The sequence below is a fragment of the Marinicella litoralis genome (assembly GCF_002591915.1).
GTDB classification, from domain to species: domain Bacteria; phylum Pseudomonadota; class Gammaproteobacteria; order Xanthomonadales; family Marinicellaceae; genus Marinicella; species Marinicella litoralis.
On sequence record NZ_NIHB01000002.1, the window covers coordinates 1 to 20,973 of the forward strand.

General features: G+C 41.8%; 13 protein-coding genes. All 13 read right to left on the bottom strand.

What is annotated here, in order from left to right:
* Positions 1-49: 49 nt before the first annotated feature.
* The 13 genes from CCS90_RS06630 to CCS90_RS06690 all read right to left on the bottom strand — a co-directional run bounded on the left by CCS90_RS06630 (position 50) and on the right by CCS90_RS06690 (position 20,875).
* A protein-coding gene (locus CCS90_RS06630; protein ID WP_099018773.1) for an IS3 family transposase occupies positions 50-1,128 on the bottom strand; the annotation gives its coding sequence in 2 pieces (ribosomal slippage) (positions 50-876 and positions 876-1,128; 1,080 coding nt in all).
* 271 nt (positions 1,129-1,399) lie between these two features.
* On the bottom strand, positions 1,400-1,720 hold the full coding sequence (locus CCS90_RS06635) for a hypothetical protein (RefSeq protein ID WP_099018774.1): 321 nt from the start codon (positions 1,718-1,720) through the stop codon (positions 1,400-1,402).
* Between the two features lie 485 nt (positions 1,721-2,205).
* Entirely contained in the window at positions 2,206-2,859 is a 654-nt protein-coding gene (locus tag CCS90_RS06640) for a hypothetical protein (RefSeq protein ID WP_133566532.1), read from the bottom strand.
* Positions 2,860-2,993: 134 nt separating this feature from the next.
* The gene (locus CCS90_RS06645) at positions 2,994-8,909 is read right to left on the bottom strand and encodes a choice-of-anchor D domain-containing protein (RefSeq protein ID WP_162846900.1); all 5,916 of its coding nucleotides are present in this window, start codon (positions 8,907-8,909) and stop codon (positions 2,994-2,996) included.
* Positions 8,910-8,974: 65 nt separating this feature from the next.
* Positions 8,975-11,509 (bottom strand): serine/threonine-protein kinase, encoded by a 2,535-nt coding sequence (locus tag CCS90_RS06650; protein ID WP_099018777.1) that lies wholly within the window; start codon positions 11,507-11,509, stop codon positions 8,975-8,977.
* Complete coding sequence (locus CCS90_RS06655; protein WP_099018778.1) at positions 11,506-12,063, bottom strand: ECF-type sigma factor; 558 nt, start codon at positions 12,061-12,063, stop codon at positions 11,506-11,508. Before CCS90_RS06655 ends, CCS90_RS06650 begins: the two co-directional genes overlap by 4 nt.
* A 485-nt stretch (positions 12,064-12,548) precedes the next feature.
* Positions 12,549-13,154, bottom strand: a complete 606-nt coding sequence (locus tag CCS90_RS06660; protein ID WP_246027040.1) for a dioxygenase family protein — start codon at positions 13,152-13,154, stop codon at positions 12,549-12,551.
* Entirely contained in the window at positions 13,151-13,762 is a 612-nt protein-coding gene (locus CCS90_RS06665) for a cytochrome b (RefSeq protein ID WP_099018779.1), read from the bottom strand. The genes CCS90_RS06660 and CCS90_RS06665 overlap by 4 nt, the downstream gene beginning before the upstream one ends.
* 72 nt (positions 13,763-13,834) lie before the next feature.
* Entirely contained in the window at positions 13,835-14,500 is a 666-nt protein-coding gene (locus tag CCS90_RS06670) for a LytR/AlgR family response regulator transcription factor (RefSeq protein WP_246027041.1), read from the bottom strand.
* Positions 14,501-14,973: 473 nt separating this feature from the next.
* A complete protein-coding gene (locus tag CCS90_RS06675) occupies positions 14,974-16,098 on the bottom strand; it encodes a right-handed parallel beta-helix repeat-containing protein (protein WP_133566534.1) in 1,125 nt (374 codons plus the stop codon).
* Positions 16,099-16,817: 719 nt separating this feature from the next.
* Positions 16,818-19,619: an aconitate hydratase AcnA gene (gene acnA / locus CCS90_RS06680; RefSeq protein ID WP_099018782.1), complete on the bottom strand. Its 2,802-nt coding sequence runs from the start codon at positions 19,617-19,619 to the stop codon at positions 16,818-16,820.
* Between the two features lie 367 nt (positions 19,620-19,986).
* Positions 19,987-20,307: a hypothetical protein gene (locus tag CCS90_RS06685; protein ID WP_133566535.1), complete on the bottom strand. Its 321-nt coding sequence runs from the start codon at positions 20,305-20,307 to the stop codon at positions 19,987-19,989.
* A 289-nt stretch (positions 20,308-20,596) separates the two neighbouring features.
* On the bottom strand, positions 20,597-20,875 hold the full coding sequence (locus CCS90_RS06690) for a hypothetical protein (RefSeq protein ID WP_143751547.1): 279 nt from the start codon (positions 20,873-20,875) through the stop codon (positions 20,597-20,599).
* Positions 20,876-20,973: the final 98 nt, after the last annotated feature.

Here is a 20,973-nt window from a genome sequence, read left to right on the forward strand (position 1 = left end):
TTGACCTTTCCCCAAACTTAACACCACTGCTTGGATGAGATAATTCATTTTAAGCTGCCTGCTCAGCAAATGCTACTGGTGTTAAATAATCCAGAGAACTATGTGGTCTGACAGTGTTGTAATGTTTCCTCCATTTTTCTATTTTGTCTGTTGCTTGTTCAATTGATTTGAACCAGTTTTGGTTTAAACATTCATTTCTAAATTTACCATTCAAACTTTCAATGAATGCATTCTGAGTTGGCTTACCAGGTTGAATGAAACCCAGCTTAACTCCACTTTTTTGTTGCCAAAAGAACATCGCTTTTGATGTAAATTCTGTGCCGTTATCACAAACAACTTGGGAGGGTTTACCCCTCTGATCTATCAGCTGATCTAAGAACCTAGCCACTTGCCTGCCACTGATTGAAAAGGATGTTAACTGACCAACCATTTCTCTTGAGTAGTCATCGATGACATTAAGCACTCTGAACCTTCTACCATTGGCTAGCTGGTCACTGACAAAATCCATTGACCAACGCACATCAGTGCGATTAGGCACGAACATGGGCATCCTTGGTCTAATCAGTTTCTTACGCTTCTTGGTGCGTACCTGAAGCCCTAATTCAGTGTAGATTCGATAGGTGCGTTTCTTATTGCAGACCAAGCCTTCAGATTTCAATAAGCCGTGTAAGAACAGATAACCATAACTTGGGTGCTTGGTCGCCAACTCCAACAATCTCGTCCTGACATGTTTGTCATCTTTAGGCTTTGGCTCATATCTGAAGCCTGTTCTACTGATGCCTACCAAATCACAAGAGGTTCGTTCACTGAGTTTGTATGACAACTTGAAGTGACGTACAACTTTCTTTTTATTGGCAGGCTTTACCACTTTTTTGATAGCACATCCTTCATGGCCTCGTTTTCAAGCAGCTTTTCTGCCAAAAGTTTCTTTAGTTTGGCATTTTCACTTTCAAGTTCCTTAAGCCTTTTGGCTTCTGAAACCTCAAGTCCAGCGTACTTGCTTCGCCAATTGTAGAAAGTGCCTTGTGAGATGTTTAGCTGGCGGCAAATATCATCGACTTTGACTCCAGACTCGTGCTGTTTGATGGCGCCAATGATTTGTTCTTCTGTATAACGTTTCTTCTTCATAATGAGATCTCCTCAATCTTAGTTTAATTGGAAATCTCATCCTTGTCATGGTTCTGTTTTTGGGGGAAAGGTCAAAAGGTCACCAACTTAAAAACAGTCCAAACCTTTAATTGACCATTTCCTTTGTGAGTTCGGAGGTCAAATCAGTACTTTTTTATGACTAAAACTTCGATCAATGTTCGGTTTGCAGTCCTTAAGCGATGCATGTCCTTGATTAGTTTCTTTAAAAAGTGACTGTCCCTTATAGTTTCAATTAGTTTTTAGCTTTTTGTTAAACTAACACTTTTTGGACTAAGCCCAACATCATTATTAAAAGGCCAACAATAATCATTAAATTCAAAATAAACTTTGCTGTTAGCAATACTGGTGAATTTACTTTTTGATTAATTGCCTTCTGTTTTTCTTCATCGGTTAACTCAATTGGCAAATGATCAAGAATCAGTGAGTACAAAGATGTAAAAAATAAAACAAAAATCAGGCCAAACGACATTATATCAGGTCCATTTAAATCCTCATCAAAATTAAATACAAGGTGGACTGGAATCAAAACAACAAATATCAGTCCAATTATTCTATATTTGGTTATTTTCATTTAATAATCACTGTTATTATGTCATCCATTGTTTTAGTGGCTTTTGAGGCCGCAGCTGGCCTGTAAATATATTAACTAATCAAGGACAGGCATCCCTTTCAATTCACGCCCATCAGAGATTTGCTACAGAAAATTTCACCATAACCAATTTAGGACAGGCACCCCAATCCTTGGAATTAAGCCAACATCAGCTCTTGAATAACACTTTAACCCTCAAAATCTATCCAGCAGAACATGTCTGCAACCGTCCCGCTCAGCTCAAATCGACTAAAACCAACTCTAATCCACCCTAACCTCTAACTTAATCACTTTCCTGCTGAACACATGGGTCAAGTCAGTGATTTTTTAATCAAAAACTTCACTTAAAAATTAGTTTGTGGTTTCTAAGTAATGCATGTCCTTGATTAGTTTAATTTTAATCAAAAACTTCACTTAAAAATTAGTTTGTGGTTTCTAAGTAATGCATGTCCTTGATTAGTTTGTTGTTAAAATTTAGATATATATTCCAGTGATTGATTTTTCCATTCATTAAGTAATTTATCAACATCATTTTTGTCAGCAGCATTTTGCAAGCCCAAAACATTCTTTATCATTCCTTCTTTCTTTGATGAATCCAAAAAAGTATCTGATTTTAAATAATTTAATAAATCATCACAAATCCAAAATGCTTTATCAAACTTACCTAACTTACACATTGAAATTGCAAGATCTAATTGAAATAATTTAGGGTTAACTACTGAATAAGACTCAACAAAATAGGCTTGGTAATCATGGATTTCATTTAATTTATTCAAACCTTGAACCTTAATATAACTAAGCATATCTTTTAAAATGTCTTCAACCTCATTAACTTCCGCATTTTCACTAATCCATTTATTTTTTGTAATTGGATTATATTCAAACCTATTACCAATTGTATAATCACTAAAAATTTTACACCACGGATCTGTAATTAGATTTGTATATATATTCAAATACAAAGTTCCTATTGATCTCCCTGATGAAACAGATATCACTTTAAGAAAATCACCAGTTATTTGATAGTAAACAATTTCTTTCTTAGTAGCTAAAAACGATTCACCACTTAATTCTTTTAAAAACAATTTATCTGATATTTTTTTTAATTTAGTTTTAGTCAATTTCATTTTTTTGTTTTTGCTCCGAAGAATCAAAGAATCAGGGTCAGGCACCACTTTCAATAAACTAATCAAGGACAGGCTGACCTTGATTAGTTCTTGGTTAGTTTACGCGTAAATAAACAATGTCATCAAGTTTAATCACCTTCAAATCCATCCTTAAATATCAATCCACTACTGCCGGCTAATTCAATAATCACATCTGGGGATTGTGAATCTACGCTAATCTTGGCTGCAGCTTGAAAGACTCCTTCTTGGGCTGGACTAAACTCTATTTCGAATTGGCATTGTTGTCCAATTGTCAGGGTTGTGCCAATGCATTGATTGTTGAAGGTTGGTAATTCAAACGCATCTACATCTGGACCAATTAAGGTGATGGTATCTATGGTGATGTTCTGATTACCTGTGTTGGTGATGGTTATGGTGGCGGGCATGGAAATGGTGTTCACCGGTATGTCACCGAAATCTATGTTGGCTTGTGATGCCTGGATTTGTGGAGGCAGGTATTCTACCGCGCCTATGTCGCATATGGCGATACCGTTTCCGTCGCCGTCTTGAGGACGAATCAGGCCTCTGGCGTCTGTCGCAGGGCAGCTTGGACCTGACATAGCGTCTATGGCGGGACTGTCAGGGCGAGGTTCTAAATAGGGTATGCTATCGCCCAAAAATTTGAGTGGCCCTAACTTGATGCTGTTGTCGGCAATTTCTATATCACTACCCAATGTAGTCATGTTACATCCGGTAAGGTCTCCGAAGATATTGTTGCCGTTGGAGGTCAATGCCGCCGATCCGCCTATCGCACAATTCAACGGGAAACTAAGCAGTCCCGGAGGTTGGTAGTTGCCGCCCAGCACCGAACCAGTGATGGAGACAATGGCGTTGTTGGCCAATGTCAGTGCGCCCCCGCTGATACCACTGGCGCCTCCGGTATCGCCGAAGTTCCCAGTGATCGTAACGTGGTTCAGTTCATAGTTTCCACCACCCAGGTATAAGCCGCCGCCTTGATTACCGGTGATGGTCACATTTTCGAAAACACCATTACTGGATGCTTGTGCCCAAACAGCACCACCGCTGACCGCGCGGTTGCCATCAATTAATGTGTCTCGAATATCGATCAGGTTGTTGGCTATAATCGCACCGCCGACAAAACCATCTGACATGCCACCAGTGATTCGAGATCGGCGTATGACCAGGTCACCTGGCCAGGCTTGAATACCACCTCGTGCAATGGTCAAATCTTCAATACGCAGTGTTACGCTTTCGGAAGTGGTACTCAAAACTGTGCTACCATCGCTGCCATCGATGGTGGTTTTGCCTGCTCCGTTGCCAAGAAGAATAAGGTCTTCTGCAACAGTGAACAATGTCCCCTGCTCCTGTGTAAACACGCCACTTCCCAGCGCGATAACCCGTTGGCCAGGTAGTGCGTTGGCTTCTTCTATGGCTGCACGCAGCGTGCAAACACCGTCTTCTGACTCACAAATACCGTCGCCGGGGTTGACATCGGATTTATCCAGTAATCCATCTTCTATTGCATCAACATATATATCGGCAGGAGGTACGATATTGAAGACCTGGGCAATTTCGTTGTTAGGGTTGACATCAACTTGATCCTGAGTTGCATTTGCCAAAAAGGTCAATACGGTGCCGGGACTGGCATTCGCATCAACCTGTGCGGTGATTTCGGCACCACTTGAAAAACTGGGGTTTAAGTTGCCGATATTACAAGTAACCTGCAGATCAACAAAACTGCAGCCAGTCCCACTGACAAAAATTGAACCAGGAGTCAAACCTTCAGGTAAATCAACAGTTAACACAACACCTGTGGCAATGGTGGCTGGCCCAGCTGATGGTGGTTTGTTGAGTGCAGAGAACTGCACATTGATGAGCTGATTGGGTAAGGCCCGTTCACTAGTTGCTTGGGAGGACATTTCTATATCCAGTCCGTCGATTGCATTAATCTCAAAATCATTGCAGCCTATCAACGATTCAGAGGTAAGGGTTTCACTGCCATCATCTCCTGTTACGCGATCTGCCAAGCACAATTCGACAGTATAAGTTCCTGGTGCCGAATAGATATGATCTCCAGTAATGAGACCGACACCAGTACCTGACTGCCCTACTTCAGGCCCACCACCATCAATCTCTGTCTCATTTTCAATGCTGCCATCACCCCAATTAATGATGAGTCTATGTTGTTCATTGGGATCTGGGTCGTAGAATTCCGCATTCAGTCTATACACAAAACCAACGCCCACTGTGGCATCATCTGGGGGTATCACCATGGGAGCATCATTGATTTCTGCCACGGTCAATATCACTTCTTCAGAAGCTGACACATAGACGCCATCTCCTACCGAGAATGCGAATGAGTCGGTGATTTCTGCTGTGGTGTAAAAATCCGGATCTGGTATGTAGGTGGCTAGGTTATCAACAACTTGAACCGTACCAAATCTAGGTGCTGTTGATACCACAAAATTTAAACTGTCAAGTGTGTCCAGATCCGACCCATCCAGAAAAATGTCTGTTGGCGTGTCTTCTTCAAGCATGATGGCGATCCCAGGTGTGGCAACAGGAGGACGGAAGTTACGCATCACCTCTACTTCGACATCTGCAGTGGTGCTTCTGACAGGCTGACCCGATTGAATGTCTCTGACTCCATCACTGACACTAAAGGCAAATTGATCGATACAATTAGCGCTGTTCTGACAGGCGAAATCATTGTTGGACTGATAGACCAGCTCAGCCCAATCAGCACCTTGGTCTGTGAAGGGTGTCAACAACGAAATGTGAAGCAAATCCGTGTCTGGATCAAAGATGTAGAATCGATCAGCATTAGCAGAAACATCCTCCGGCGTACCAAAATCCCCCAAAACAAAACAGCTGCCATCACATTCACTTTCAGCCTCACCGGCGAAGAAGCCGTCGGTGGTGAATCGTTGGATACGAAGATTACCCACATCAGCTACATACAGTGTGCCACGTGGGTCGATATCAATGCCTTGCGCTACGTAGAACTGCCCAGGTCGACAACCAAAATTACCATTATTGGTGAAGTTGTAATTACAGAAATCACGTTCATCTTGGGTAATGATTGGGTCAACTCCACAGACAGCATCAGTACAAGAATATCCAACGCTGCGTTTGTTAAAGGTATCACAGACAGCCTCATCACCTGGTGCCAGATCGGTATCACAACGTCCCAACCAGCCGACAAATGAACCTATTTGTGCATAGCCAATATCATCTATAAATGAAGCAGCATATTTATATATTCGATTATTACGTGATGCATATAAATTGCCATCAGCATCCAATGCCAATGAGCTTGCATCAACATCAGTGTTTGCATCATTGGTCACATCATCACTGACCACACCAACCACCAAAATTGGATTGGTGGGGTCATTAGATTCCTCAATCGCATAAATACGACCATTTTTCTGCATCACATATACCAAACCATTGGCATCCACTATTGCGCTGATTGCATTTGGTATTTCGCAGGTATTATGTGGTAGGTTTATTGTGCAATTTTCAATTGACCCATTGGGACCACGTTCTTTGAGATTTCTCAAGTTATAGCTGTCTATTTCATTAAGGTCAAGATCATAAACAGTTACTGTTGATTGTCCCAATCCGTTAGGACTGTTGGTGGTTGTGCTGATAACACGGTTGTTGAATTCGTCTACTATAAGATCAGAAAAGTTATCATCATTGGTACTCTCAGATACTTCAAGTTCCCCTGAGGCTCCAAAACGTACAATCCGTTGTTCCAAATCGTAAATATTACTTGGGTTACCTGCCAGGCAGTTGACCAGACCTCTGTCTACCATGTAACTGCGACCATTGTCATCTACTGCGAACTTTTCTGCCATCATTGGAAATTCAAGGTCAAAGTCATCATCAGCATTTGGTTGATTCTGACATGCTTCCTCAATGTTCTCTTCTTCAGCTTCTCCAGGCGCTGCCTGTAATCTAAAATCTTCTACAAAATACGGATACAAAGGAGCTACAAAAAAGCCGTTTTCAGGATATTGTTCGACGTAGAACCGCAAAGGGTCATTATCAGGATCGTTGCCTTCAAGACGTATTATTTGGGGTTCAAAAGTGACTGCATCTTGTCGGTTTTGACCGGTTTGTGCTATCGGTACTGGGTCATTATTATTGTTCTTGATGTTGACGATTTGAATGGCTGTGTCAGTGTTACCTGAAGAATCAGTTGCAGTCCATGTGACTTGGTGTAAACCGGTGTTCAAAGGCAAATTGGCATCGTTGGTGATGATTGGGTCTAAATCAACAAAATCAAATACCAATGGCTGACCCAGTTCACTGACTTGGCCAGTACCTACTTCAATTATATCAGGTGGTGGAACAATAGCAGGAGGACGAATGTCAACGACTTCTACAGTCATTGTCGTGATGGTTTCATTGCGTTCATTCAGCAAGTTTGGCCCTGGGTCTTTGGCTGTCCAAATAATCTCAAAAGTTTGATTTTGTTCAGAAGTACTGACTGGCCAAAAAATACGTAAATTTTCTTCTGGAAAACTTGGGAAAAAAGTCGTATCACGACCGCATGCATCACTGACTTGGTACATGCTTTCCAAAATACGTAGGTAATTGTTTGCTGACACGCCTCCAGGTTCGTCCGCCTCTATTTGTACATGAATATTATTTCCAATCAATGTGGCTTCAATGCGACTGGCATTAAATGGTTGTGGATCTATGGTTGGTGGTACTTCATCATAAACACGAACAAATTGAAAAGCATCTCTGTAATTATCTATTCGCCAGCCTGAGAAAAACGCTGCATCATTTGCAATGAGAATTGCTTCACGAATGGTATTTATCAGCAACCCTTTCCAAGGTTGTAGTTTAGCACCTGAAGGGATTCCTGGGATTAATGGTGCGAATAAATCCAGTGCTGACATCCTTGCATTAACACGCCAACGTATGACACGATCGCCAATTGGAAAAATTAATTCACGATCTTCCGCATAAGGGCATTCGTACCTTGGTCCCGATCCATCCAATTGACTGAACCTTACTGATCCATCAGCTCGGCAGTCTTCATAGATGCGATCTGTGGCTTCGAGAGAGCCTGTATTTGCCCAATATTCCAGATCAAGGCTTGGTGAAATTTCAGGGGTTGGCTGATTATAAAGCATCACCACATCGACCTCGGTGTTGTGGTGGTAAACTGTTGGTGAACCCAATTCCCCCCAGTTACTGTTATAGCCAAGACTAACCCCCAAGGCGTTTCCATATTTCGATGCCATATGAGGTTGTTCGAATCTTGCTTCACAAACCCCATTAGGTACACGTTTGGTTCTGCTGTCTGGTGCTTCAATATAGGTAAGACACCACTTCAAGGCTAAATTAGTAGCATAAACTGTCCCTTGGGCTATAGGTTGTTGTGGGCCTGGCACCAGAGAAGCACCGAAGGCTATGTTATGTGAAATCCCTAGTGGTATCTGACATAGTGTTGCAAAGTCGTTGCCAGTGCCGCCTCGTTGTTCAGATTTTGTGGCAACCTCAACCCATGCCACATCAAGTGCTACTTTCGATTCCCCGTCAGGTGCATGTGCAACACGCAGCGCAATACGATCAAATGGTTCACGTGATCGAAGACCTATCACACCATCAGACGACACTATTGAACCAGATCGCGCTTTGTCATCCATGGCGAAAAGATGCGACCCCAATCCATGCTCACCACGATAGGCTGTCATCTCGACCACTACATCAGATTGCACAGTCTTAATATGAAACAATAAAGCGTTTATTGGTTCATTCAAAGAAAGGTTTCCAGTTTCTGAACCAATTATGAATTGACCTTTGTGAGTTAACAAAGCCTCTAACGAAGCAGGTTTGAAAATTGTTTCACCTTTATCAGATCGACCGCTTTTTGCACCCTTTCCAATCAAATCAACAAATTTAGCCTGATTCGGCACATCAAAGATTGGTTCGACTAAAGGCTTGGGGCTGGCCAGTAATGAACTGGTAAACAAAAATAAGATCAGAACACAATGGAACAACTTGTTAAAAATAGGCATAGCGGTCTCTTTTTTTACTTGATTATCTATAGAGGCGTAAGCCATCATCTTTTAGGATCATTAAATTACAAATTATTCAAAGCTTCTTGTGTCTTAACTGTTCTGGTGTCTCCTGGTGGGAATGCCTTGGTGGCATGGTCTAAAACGGCTTGCCAGTGTGTTTTGGCACTTTCTTTATCACCCAACCCATCTGCCGCAACACCCAAATCATAGCGTGTCCAAACTGTAACCCAGCTATCAGGACCATCTAATGTTTTTCGTGTTTCCCATGTTTCATTCAGTATTTTTTGGGCTTTCTCAAACATGCCTTTGGCGTTATATACTCGACCTAAACCTTGTTTCGCTGTCATCAGGATATAGTCAGGTTTTTCATTGGCTGCCTGCATGATTTGCACAGCTTCATTGAAACTTTTTTCAGCTTCATCAAGGCGTCCAATGCCTAACTGACCACGACCAACCAGATTCAAGTCATAAGCCACATAAGGATGAGAATTACCACGTGCCTTGCGTTCAATGGTCAAAACTTCCTCAGAAAATGGCAAGGCTTGTTCATATTCCTCTAATTGATTGTGAAGAAAGGCTTTCATCAATAGTATGCCAGCCAACTCTGGACTGTCAGATGCATGCACTTGTCGAGCTGCTTTGATCGCCAAATCCAAAAGTGTTTTCGCCTCAGCTGTTTGGCCTGCTTGTGTCAAACCACCCGCTAAATTGGCATGACCATCAATCACTTTTGGATGTAATTCACCGAAGCTTAATTTGAGTATGCGCAGCGATTTGCGGTAATGGACAATGGCTTCATCAAATAACCCTTGGTGATCATAGGCCATGGCAATATAATTGTGTGCAGTACCCACGCGATCATGGTCAGGTCCATGCAAAGCGGAAAGAATTCCCAGCGCTTGTTGATGATTTGATAAACAAACATCAAATTGGCTTTCGTTACATGCCAAAACACCCAGGTTGGTTAATGCCGTTGCCACCATTCTGTGGTTTCCCCCAAATCTTTGAATGGCCGTATCTTTGGCCAAGGTTGAATGTTTTTTACTCTCTTCTTTATTGCCCAAATTAAATGTAATGTCTGCCATCAACAAATGTAAGCTGGTAAGCCTTTCCACATCTTCATGTTCTGTACCACCCATTTGCGAAAGTGCTTTTTCTATGGCCAATTTGGCATCAGGGTATTTGCCCAACTTCAGGTATGCTCGTCCAATGGTTTGATAGAGCTGTGTTTGTAACAGAGGTTCATCAGCCAGTTCTGAATCAATCTCGTGTAATCCTCTGTCCAACAAAGCCTTCGGATCTATGGCTTCTCCTTGAGCAACCATGGGGTTGGCCCGATCAAATAAATTCACCATAAACCCAGAAACACGATCAGACCGCTCAACTTGAGCCAACACACGGCCTTTTTCAACATCTAAACGATACAAATGAAAACCTAATAACAGTGACAGCGCAACAGAGAAAATACCAACGACTGTAACCACAGTGGTATTTCGCTTACAAAATAACCTGACAGATTGCCAAAAACCAGGAGGCCTCATCAAAATCGGTTCATGGTTGATAAACCGTTTAATGTCCTCTGCCAACATGCTGACACTTTGGTATCTATTGGCTGGATCAGGCTGACAACATGCAAATAAAATAGGGTCGATGGCAGGGTCATTTTTTTTATTTAAACGACTGAGAGGGGTTGGCTGCTCTAGTTGCAATAAATTGGCTATTTCACCAATTGACTTGTCTTGCAGTTCATGGGGCCCTTGTCCACTGAGCAAATGATAAAGCAGTACACCCAAAGCATATACATCTGTGGCAGTTGTTAACAAGCCGCCGTTTAATTGTTCCGGAGAGGCGAACTGTGGCGTCATGATGCTGGTCATTGAGCCCGTGTTGGCGTGACCTTGGTCTTCATCAATCCATTTGGCAATGCCAAAATCCAGTAATTTCACTTGCCCGGAATCATCAATCAATACATTCGCCGGTTTGATGTCTCTGTGCACGATCAGTCGTTGATGAGCAAACTGTACAGCTGCACACAAATCGAGAAACAAACCCAAGCGCTGGCGTTGATCCAAGTCATGTTTATTCGCATAACTTAAAATATCTTCACCCTGAACATATTCCATTACCAGATAAGGCTGGATCGTTTCGTCATCCCTTTGCCATTGCCCTCCATCTAACAAAGTAGCAATATTCGGATGCTGCAAACTGGCCAATACTTGCCGCTCTTCAGCAAAGCGATTACGTAAATTTTTCTCACCTGATCGCATGAGCTTTATCGCCACTTGTCGTTCATATTCACCATCATCTCTTTGAGCCAAATACACGTCACCCATGCCACCACGACCTAAAAGATTCAACACGCGCCAAGAACCAATGCGAACTGGTGATTTTTCTTTAAACATTTGACTCGCTGAAACAACTGCAGTTTCCAAAGAATCATTTTTAGATTGGTGTACCATCAACATGTCTTGCAATGTTTTTAATAACTCTGGGTGCTTGTTTCCAAATTCAGAAATTGCTTTTGCCTGTTGTGATTGGGGCAACCGAATGATGGCCTGAAAATGTTCATCTAAAATTACAAAGGATTGATTGTTCATGGATTGATTTGACTTCCTATCCAAGCCCTGGCGGTGATAAGGTCTCGTTTTATAGTGGCTTCCCCAACAGCGAAATGCGTGGCCATTTCCTTAACCTTCATTCCACCAAAATAATGACACTCTATGACCTCTGCTTTTCTTGCATCCAAGGCATGTAATTGCACCAGTGCGGACTCCAAATCCAATATCTCGAAGGCACTGCTTGCCTCATCTGCAAACTCAGTATTGATGTTAATGGTGATTTTCTGTGGGTTATTCCCACGTTTTTGAGCATGTCGTGAACGGGCTTCATCCACCAACACGTTGCGCATGACTTTGGCCATAATGGCCATCCAAGCCAGGGCAGAATGGGCTGATTGACGACCATTTAACCAGCGAATCACTGCTTCATTGACCAATTCTGTGGTTTGAAAAGCTTGACCTGACTCTTTGCGTAATTGGCGTCGTGCCATGCGTTTAAGATCTGGGTAAGCAGCATTGATCAAATCGTCCGCAGACAAATCTTCGACATTTGATAATTCCGGTATTACATCTGTACTGTTTTTTTCTGCCATTAAACCCTTTAATCAAAGAAATATCAGGCCAACAGACCCACACACCATTGAGTTATAAATTTATATTAGCATATCAGAATTCAAAAAACAGATAAAGAAAACCACTTCGTAATTAATCCATTAAAGACAACGAAAAATTGAAGTAATCCTTGGAGACCAGCACAACCATCGAGTCATTGGATTTGGAAAAACAAACCTGTGATCATGGTGCCTGCTCTAAAATTTAATATATTAGAGCCAATTAAAGGAATAAATTTTAAATGACATTGTTCTGAGCCAATTGCTTTATTTTACATGGGAGGGTTGATAGTAACCAATCAAAAAAACCAACCAAGAACCAACCAAGGACAGGCACTCCAATCAATAAATTCTTACACGCTCATCAGTGATTTGCCACAGAAATTTCCCTGGCCGATTAGGAGATGATTGGTTGTGAATATTCGTCAGATCTTTATTTTCACAGGATATGGTCCAACTGTTTACCTTCAATAATCAGTGATATTTTTTCCCAAATATATATCGCGTTTCACATGCCAGATTCCTTGTTGGTTGCGTTTGGGTAAACTGACACCGCATCCGGCACGACAAGCCTTATTATTGCGGTTTTCTTGTAACAGCAAGGGGTCATCATCAAAAGTGACATCGTCAATGTAATAAGTGCCTTTGTTGGGTTCAATCACATGTAAATGTATATGCTGTGGTATATCTCGCCTTGGGTAAGCACCGGGTCTAACGGAATCAAATCGATACAAGCCATTGGTATCGGTGATGGCCCAACCGCGAAGCTGGCCGTGATTGGTCTTACCCGTGGGGTATAGCCCTTCAGCATCCGTTTGATAGGCGTAAATAATCATACCGGAAGCTGGCTTACCACTTTCATTGTATACAATACCTTCAAGTATGAGCGGTTCGCCCTCTTCACCTGCAGGTGTGATTCTGGAATGTGATTTCAATTCTTTTGGCATATCAATAAACACCAATTCACAACCTTGGCAAGGGCCTCCAATAACTGGTTCTTGAGCTGTGGCATTTTGCATGTATGCCAAAAACAACAGTGAATGGAGAATGATGATAAAGTGACTTCTGTTCATGATCTTTTCCTTTGGGTATTTCTTGTTTTAAAAAATGTCATTTTTGATAAAGTACCGTCTTTTATTATGAACTGGTGATACAAAGCAGCCAATACATGGCAAACAATCACCGCCAGCATGATCCATTCACCAACAATGCCATGAATAACAGCGGCAGGCTTTTCTAGTTGTTCCAGTGACAGGCCAAAGAGGCTTTCTACCTCAATCCCCCGGAACCAGGTCATGTCGTAAAAGAAGAAATAATCAATTTCGCCTCTCCTTGATAAATAGTCTGCGATAGATAAATATCCGCTTAACGGCATTATGATCAAGAGAAGGTACAAGGCGATGTGCACCACACGTGATGCAAGCTGTTGCCAATGAGAACCTGTTTTAGAAACGGGCACAGGGTGCATCAACCTCCAAACTAACCTGAGAACAATGATCACCGCCAGCGTCAATCCAATCGACAAGTGCAGTTGTATAGACAACCAATTTTCAAAGTCGCTATCCGCAAGCCATTCGCGATAATAAATGGCGCAATAAGTAATTAAAATAAGTACTGCCGTTAGCCAATGAAACCACTTGGCAACCGCACCATAGACCAAAGAATTGTTTTTATGCTCCATTGATACCCTTTACACATCCAAAACATCAAATGTGTATAGTCACACAAGCAATTAGCGTGACTCAAGTCAGAATCATTTAAAACGATGAGTTTCTGTTTTAAGCTGTGGAGTTGCTTTGAAGCGGCTGATAAACGCCTTGGCATAGTTACGGCTGAGTCGAACTTTACTGCCGTTGTCTAGGGTTAAATCATAGTCACCATTAAGTCGAGATTGGTAGGAAAGCACCTTTTCTGTGTTGACTATAATGGAGCGATGGATGCGAATGAATCGATAGTCTAGCTTTTCAGCCATTGATTTCAACGTTGTTGAATGCAGGTATTCTTGAGCTTCCATCTGAATAGATACATAGGGCGTTGCTGATTGTATAAACAGGATGTCGCTCAGGTTTATTCGAGTGTTGTTCTTACCTGAATTAACCACCAGGTAGTTGGTTGAACTTATGTCATCAGGTGATTGCTTTTCAATGGATTTGGCATGCACAGCCAATGTTTCTGTCGGTTGATCATCTAATGATTGAGCATCAAACTTCATTTTATGATTGTGACTTGCTAAATATTTTAATGCGTAAATATAGACACCATAGACTAAGGTGATTTTGAGCAAATCATTGGCCAGCGTAAAAGTCAGCACTTTGATGACACCATAGGATTGGTCTCGAAAAATCACAGACAAGCACCAAACAGTCAGGGATGTCATTACCACATGTGCCAAAGTAGCAACAATCAGCGTGACTCCCATTCTGCTGTATGTGTCGATTTTTTTGCTTTGATGTAGGTATTTGAGCAGCCATAAAATCGGCGGAAATATCAACCAAAAACTTTTAAATAAAAGCGACTCAGAAAAGTAGAATGAGGTGTTATTTCTTTTCGACTCAAGATAATCTTGGAACACACCAAGAAGTATCAGAGCAACAAATACAGAAAGAACTGCTATTAAGAACTTATTGCCATAAAAAAAACTAAAAACCTTTGATTTAGTAAGTGTTGGCAATTGATTTCTCATAGGCATTTATTGGTAATTCACGATAAATAATCAGGGACTGTAGTGGACAAATAATTTTGCCACTGTGCTGATAATATGCCACTTCAATAGCAGAATCAAGTCGTGACAACACCACCTCACCATCAGCTTTTGTGGCTTGGTCTCATGAACCCAAGCAGACCTCCTTTAATTCAAAGCCGTCCAATAACCACAGCTTCAATCAGGCATGGTTACTCAAAGCCGTCTTCAAAAATCAGGTCAGACAATGATTCTGACTCAATGGCTCCCACATCAACGGTGGTGCCATAAATTCGCCCTGCTCCGGATAAATCCAAATCTCCCAGGCTCCATAGTTCATCAAAGTGAGGCGGAATGTGGGTGAAAGTAGGTGGCCGTTTGCCACGGTTGGATAAGGCTGAATTGAGCGCAGGTTTGAAATTCAATAGCCCAGTTTCAAACTCTGGTGTCACAGAAAAATTACCGGATGTTTCATCGGCAGCGCCTATAACGACACCCAGGTCATTGTTGAAGAGGTACTTGTATCCATCACCAGTTAAACTCAAATCCCCTGCTGTGTTAGCCCAAAAGATGTTGTTGGCCATGAAGGCACTGGATGATTCATACACTTTGATTGATGTGCCAGCAAATAAATTTGTGTGACCAACACTGGCGAAGTTATTCATCACGGTGTTGTTGGTGAAGTACACGCCCGGGGAATCACCTGTACCCACACTGTTTTGCTGACTGATGATGACTGAACCCGTGCTTGAATCAGACTGATTTTCAGTGAATAAATTATTTCTGATCACCAACCTGTTTCCGCCAACCACATACAATGCCCCTGCTTCATCGGCCGTATTATCAATAAAAACATTGTTTTCGATCAGCACGTTACCCAGGTATTCTGCCAATGGGAACAGCCTCAAACCACCCCCAAAATCACCCGCATTTCCTTCAGTTAACACCAGATAGGAAATACTGATGTCACCGAGGGCACCTGGGATGATGTTCAATGCACTGGCTGTGTTATTTCCACTTAAGGTACTGTGTGACAAAGGATCATTGGCCAATATTCTGCTGCCACAACTGTTGTTATTGAAGGTGAACCAATTACCGCTGATTTCTAAATCATGGTCTTCTGTGAAGCCAGAATATGTAAAACCTCCCGTTGGGGCAGTAAAGACGCCAAACCGCAACTTGATGTGGTCTGTTTGGTTGTTACTGTCTGCAATCGCCAAGGCATTTTGTAATTCTGCACCATTTGAGACGCAAAATGAGGCCGCATGAACTGGCTTTAAAAACAGCAAGCCCAAAAAACCCAGCAGTATCATTTTACTTGTGTATTTTATAATCATTGTATATTTTCCTTTTTCTATCTAATCAGTAACTAAATGACTGTAAAAGCATAAACAACACAAAAAATCAGAAAATAAATGGTCATAATGTAAATAAAATGCGTAAGAACTCCCCCAAGGTTGCCATTTATAGGCATCGATTGAGGGGTGCGAATAAGTCAACAATAACTCAACCCGGAACGGTTTGAGTTGAATTGATTGAAACCCAATTGAAAATTACGCTGCCATTGAACTGGCTGAATGTTGCGGAATAAAGGATTCAGCTGATCCTCAATATACAAGTGTCATCATTTAGATTGTCAAGAACGAGCCTACGGCTTACTTGCATCAGAGTCAGGCAAAACAGGCAGAGAAATTTCTAATCACCTTGGTCGTTCTCTCTGAACAATTTCAGAAGAGCTTAAACGAAACTCAATAATCCTCAACACCTTTAATGCTTCAAAAGCGCACATTGCCAAAAACCACTCGGCAGATCATGCCTGCAATCGATACACTTGGATGAAATTCGACAACATCAACCAACAACCGCCCTCGCCACTTCCTTGATCACTTTACTGGTGAAATCGCCGGTCAAATCAGTAAGTTTTTTAACTAATACACAGTTAAAAACTTAATTTGTAACCCTTGTGCGATGTGTGCCTTTGGTTAGTTATGTATGTTTTGGCCAAATAATTTTGGCTCGGTTTAACTTACAAACCTATACTTTCGTTGCGATTCATTTAAGCTTGCTTTAAAAAATCACGCAAAACATACTGCAAAATGCCGCCGTGCTGATAATATGCCACTTCAATAGCAGAATCAAGTCGTGCTTCTGCCTCAAATGACACCACCTCGCCATCAGCTTTTATGGCCTTGACTGAGACTTTCTTTCTCGGTTCAAGACCCTCAGCAATTCCTGTGATGTTAAAAGTTTCTGTACCGTCCAAACTCAGACTGTCGGCATTTTGTCCTGGTAAATACTGTAAAGGTAACACGCCCATATAAACCAAATTACTGCGGTGAATTCGCTCGTAACTGTCAACCAACACAGCTTTTACGCCTAACAATGAGGTGCCTTTTGCTGCCCAGTCACGAGATGAGCCACTGCCATATTCTTTGCCACCCAATACCACCAATGGGATGTTATTTTCTCTGTATTTTTTCGCCGCTTCATACACTGACATCTCTTCTTGAGTTGGTAAGTAAAGGGTCACACCACCTTCAGTTTCAACCAATTGATTTTTGATGCGCACATTGGCAAAGGTACCACGCAGCATCACTTCATCATTGCCTCTTCTGGAGCCGTAGGAATTGAAATCTGCGCGTTTAACCCCTTTACTGATTAAGTACTGACCAGCTGCTGAGGTTTCATTGAATGATCCGGCCGGTGATATGTGGTCGGTAGAGGTGTTGTCACCCAGCTTGAGCAAAGCGCGTGCATCAATGATATTTTGCATGGCGGCAGGCTGTTCTGGTAGGTCTTTAAAAAATGGAATTTCTTGAATATATGTTGATGACTCTTCCCATTGATACAAATTACCTTTGGCCACTGGCATGTCTTGCCAAATTTGATTCCCTGCAAAAATTTCACCGTAATTTTTTGCGAAATATTTGGGCGTCAACACCTCTGCCATGATGGCATTGATTTCATCATCACTGGGCCAAATGTCTCGAAGGTATACCGGATCGCCATTGCGGGTATGGCCCAATGCTTCGTTTTCCATATCTATGTCAACACGACCCGCCAAAGCAAAGGCCACTACCAGCATCGGTGACATCAAAAAATTCATTTTTACCAATGGATGAATCCGCGCCTCAAAATTACGGTTCCCTGAAAGTACCGATGTGACCACCAAATCATAATCTTTTACCGCTTGTTCAACAGCCGGCAGTAAAGGACCGGAGTTGCCGATACATGAGGTACACCCATAACCGACTAAATGAAACTGTAAGGCTTCAAAATCAGTCATTAAACCCGCTTTATTCAAGTAATCTGTGACCACTTTTGAACCTGGCGCCAATGACGTTTTAACCCATGGCTTGACATCTATACCTTTTTTAATCGCATTACGCGCCACCAGTCCCGCACCAATCATCACAAAAGGATTTGAAGTATTGGTACACGAGGTAATAGCCGCGATGGCGATCGAACCATCTGCGAGTTTATATTTTAAACGCTCCTCATCAACCCAAACACTTTTTAAACCATTGATGGTTTTTCCTCGGTGAATTTGTTTGATGGTTTTGTCTTCATTCGATTTTTCAATTTGGTCACCACCCTCATCAACAAAACGTTTTTCTAGTTCCTCTTCGGTTTCTCTGTCTTTTTCTTCAACATAAGATCGTCCAAAGCCACCGTGAAGTAATTCGCCAAACTTGGCTTTGGCATTTTCTAACAGGATTTTTTGTTGCGGTAATTTAGGACCCGCTATGGTGGGCTTGATGCCACTGACATCCAATTCCAATACGGTGGTGTAATTAATGGCTTCTTCATTTTCACGCCACAGCATGTTTTCTTTACAATAGCGTTCAACCCGCTCAATCTGTTCATCAGATCGGTTGCTGTTGCGCATGTATTCGAGGGTCTTGTCATCAATGGGAAAATAGGTGATGGTACAACCAAACTCTGGTGACATGTTGCCTAAGGTTGCTCGATCAGGCACAGACAATGTATCTAATCCCTGGCCAAAAACTTCAACAAACTTGCCTACCACACCATGAGTTCGCAACAACTCTGCCACAGTAAGCACCAGATCTGTGGCTGTTGAACCCACAGGCAATGTGCCAGATAATTTCAAACCAATCACTTCAGGCATGATAAAATAAATGGGTTGACCTAAAATAGCGGCCTCAGCCTCGATGCCACCGACTCCCCACCCCACCACGCCAATGCCATTAACCATGGGTGTGTGGCTGTCAGTACCGACCAAGGTATCAGGAAACAGCTGACCATCTCGAGCAATCACACCCTGAGATAAATATTCCAGGTTAACTTGGTGACAAATACCCATACCTGGAGGGACTACACTGAAATTAGTGAAAGCGTTTTGTGCCCATTTCAACAACTGATAACGTTCTCGGTTACGCGAATATTCAAGCTCAATGTTACGCTGATAAGAGTCCTCAGTCCCAAAATAATCAATTTGCACAGAATGATCAATCACCAAGTCCACTGGAATCAATGGATTGATTAAATCAACTTGTTTGCCTTTTCGTGCCACTTCTGCGCGAATAGCGGCCAAGTCAACCACGGCTGGTACGCCGGTAAAATCCTGCATCAAAACCCTGGCAGGTTTAAATGGAATGTCGTCTGTACCACCTTTGGGTTGCCAATTTAACAAGGTTTCTATGTGTGCTTTGGTCACCCCAAAACCATCAAAATTGCGCACTGCATTTTCTAATAAAATGCGGATCGAAAATGGCAACTTTTCAATTGCATAACCTTGTTTTTGCAATGCCTTTAAACTGAAATACTCATGTTCTTCAGCCCCTATTTGTAAGATTTTTTTGGCTTTGAAAGGATCCAGATCAAGTGTATTCATATTCTGTAAAACTCCATTGAATGAAAGCAGTTTAATCAATTGTTATACGACAATAACGGCTTTATATCAACACATGAATGGCATTGAAAGCATCTGCTTGATGGTTAAATAGGCCAGCAGTATGAAACGATGCGAACCATGCCATGAAAATCCAGTTGAATTAAATCAATAATTCGAGCAGATGCACGCCAAGGGCTGTTTAGCTATATTGACATGAACTACAACCCACAAGGTGCCATACCAGTAATGATTAGCGTTTATCTCGTGTTGCTAAGTGCCCGCCCGCCGATTTATTTTTATTCAATCACAATATCGGTGGGTCAGGCAGATCCTATACTTTCAGTTCGGAACCAAAGCGTTCACGTGTTTAATCAGCGGTTTGTTCACGTGGAAACAATTGATTGATAAACTTTTGCAGCGTTAAAGTTATGGCTGAAGCGGATATGAATCCGATAACTGCTATCAAGATGAATTTATGGGTCATGGATGAAAGCCTGATGGAATAAAAAGATCCAGTGGTAATTAAAGCCGATAAAATCCCGGCATTTGTAAAATTCAGTTTACTGAGGGGGTATTTTTGAAACTTGGAAAGATCAAAAATTAAACTGATGTGTACGGTAAACAGCAAAGCATATATAAAAACCACAAAGGCGTTTGTGGGGGTCAATGTATTGAGTTGGCTGAGCATAATAATCTCCTGTGTCATTTTAAATATTGAGTCATTTTCAGCATGACCCAATGTGCTTGATAAGTGATCAATTGGAATATAGCCATGTGTGCTGAAAATAATCATATGGCTGATTTTGGTTGGTGCTGATTCAAAAAACGACTCTTTATATCAATGTGGATTAACAGAGCCAGCAAGCGATTGTGCTTAATTAATCACCAAAATTTACTGAGGTCTGCTACCAGCTGATACGACCATGCCGAGGTGGACATATCAATGTTGCGTCTAAGAATCGTTTTGAAGGGCTTCTTTACACCAGGGGTGGTGCTCGAGCTGACTTGGGGAGGTGGTTGTTATACTTAAGGTTGGAAACGTGGAATAAATAATCATGATGGCCATATACACCTGAGACTTCCTTTACTGGTTTTGACAAACAAAGTTCTGGATCATCACCGTCATTTTCATAACTCATAGTAATGACTGTCTGAAAACCAGTAAGGTGATCAGATAAATAAGGTTTATCTTCAGGTAATCCCGTCAATGCAAAAACAGTCAGGCACAAAAAGACATTCAATTTCTTTGAAATCATCATAGATTGGCCAAACTGGATTTACAGGGTATTAAGTGTGACATGAATTAAAAATTTTTAAAATGTTCCAACTTTTTATTAAAGCAAAACCCAACGCG

Excerpts from the sequence above, each read along its gene's own strand:
- CCS90_RS06635 (WP_099018774.1), bottom strand. The coding sequence starts at position 1,720 with ATGAAAATAACCAAATATAGAATAATTGGACTGATATTTGTTGTTTTG.
- CCS90_RS06645 (WP_162846900.1), bottom strand. The coding sequence starts at position 8,909 with ATGCCTATTTTTAACAAGTTGTTCCATTGTGTTCTGATCTTATTTTTG.
- CCS90_RS06650 (WP_099018777.1), bottom strand. The coding sequence starts at position 11,509 with ATGAACAATCAATCCTTTGTAATTTTAGATGAACATTTTCAGGCCATC.
- CCS90_RS06655 (WP_099018778.1), bottom strand. The coding sequence starts at position 12,063 with ATGGCAGAAAAAAACAGTACAGATGTAATACCGGAATTATCAAATGTC.
- CCS90_RS06660 (WP_246027040.1), bottom strand. The coding sequence starts at position 13,154 with ATGAACAGAAGTCACTTTATCATCATTCTCCATTCACTGTTGTTTTTG.
- CCS90_RS06665 (WP_099018779.1), bottom strand. The coding sequence starts at position 13,762 with ATGGAGCATAAAAACAATTCTTTGGTCTATGGTGCGGTTGCCAAGTGG.
- CCS90_RS06670 (WP_246027041.1), bottom strand. The coding sequence starts at position 14,500 with ATGGGAGTCACGCTGATTGTTGCTACTTTGGCACATGTGGTAATGACA.
- CCS90_RS06675 (WP_133566534.1), bottom strand. The coding sequence starts at position 16,098 with ATGATTATAAAATACACAAGTAAAATGATACTGCTGGGTTTTTTGGGC.
- acnA (WP_099018782.1), bottom strand. The coding sequence starts at position 19,619 with ATGAATACACTTGATCTGGATCCTTTCAAAGCCAAAAAAATCTTACAA.
- CCS90_RS06685 (WP_133566535.1), bottom strand. The coding sequence starts at position 20,307 with ATGCTCAGCCAACTCAATACATTGACCCCCACAAACGCCTTTGTGGTT.
- CCS90_RS06690 (WP_143751547.1), bottom strand. The coding sequence starts at position 20,875 with ATGATTTCAAAGAAATTGAATGTCTTTTTGTGCCTGACTGTTTTTGCA.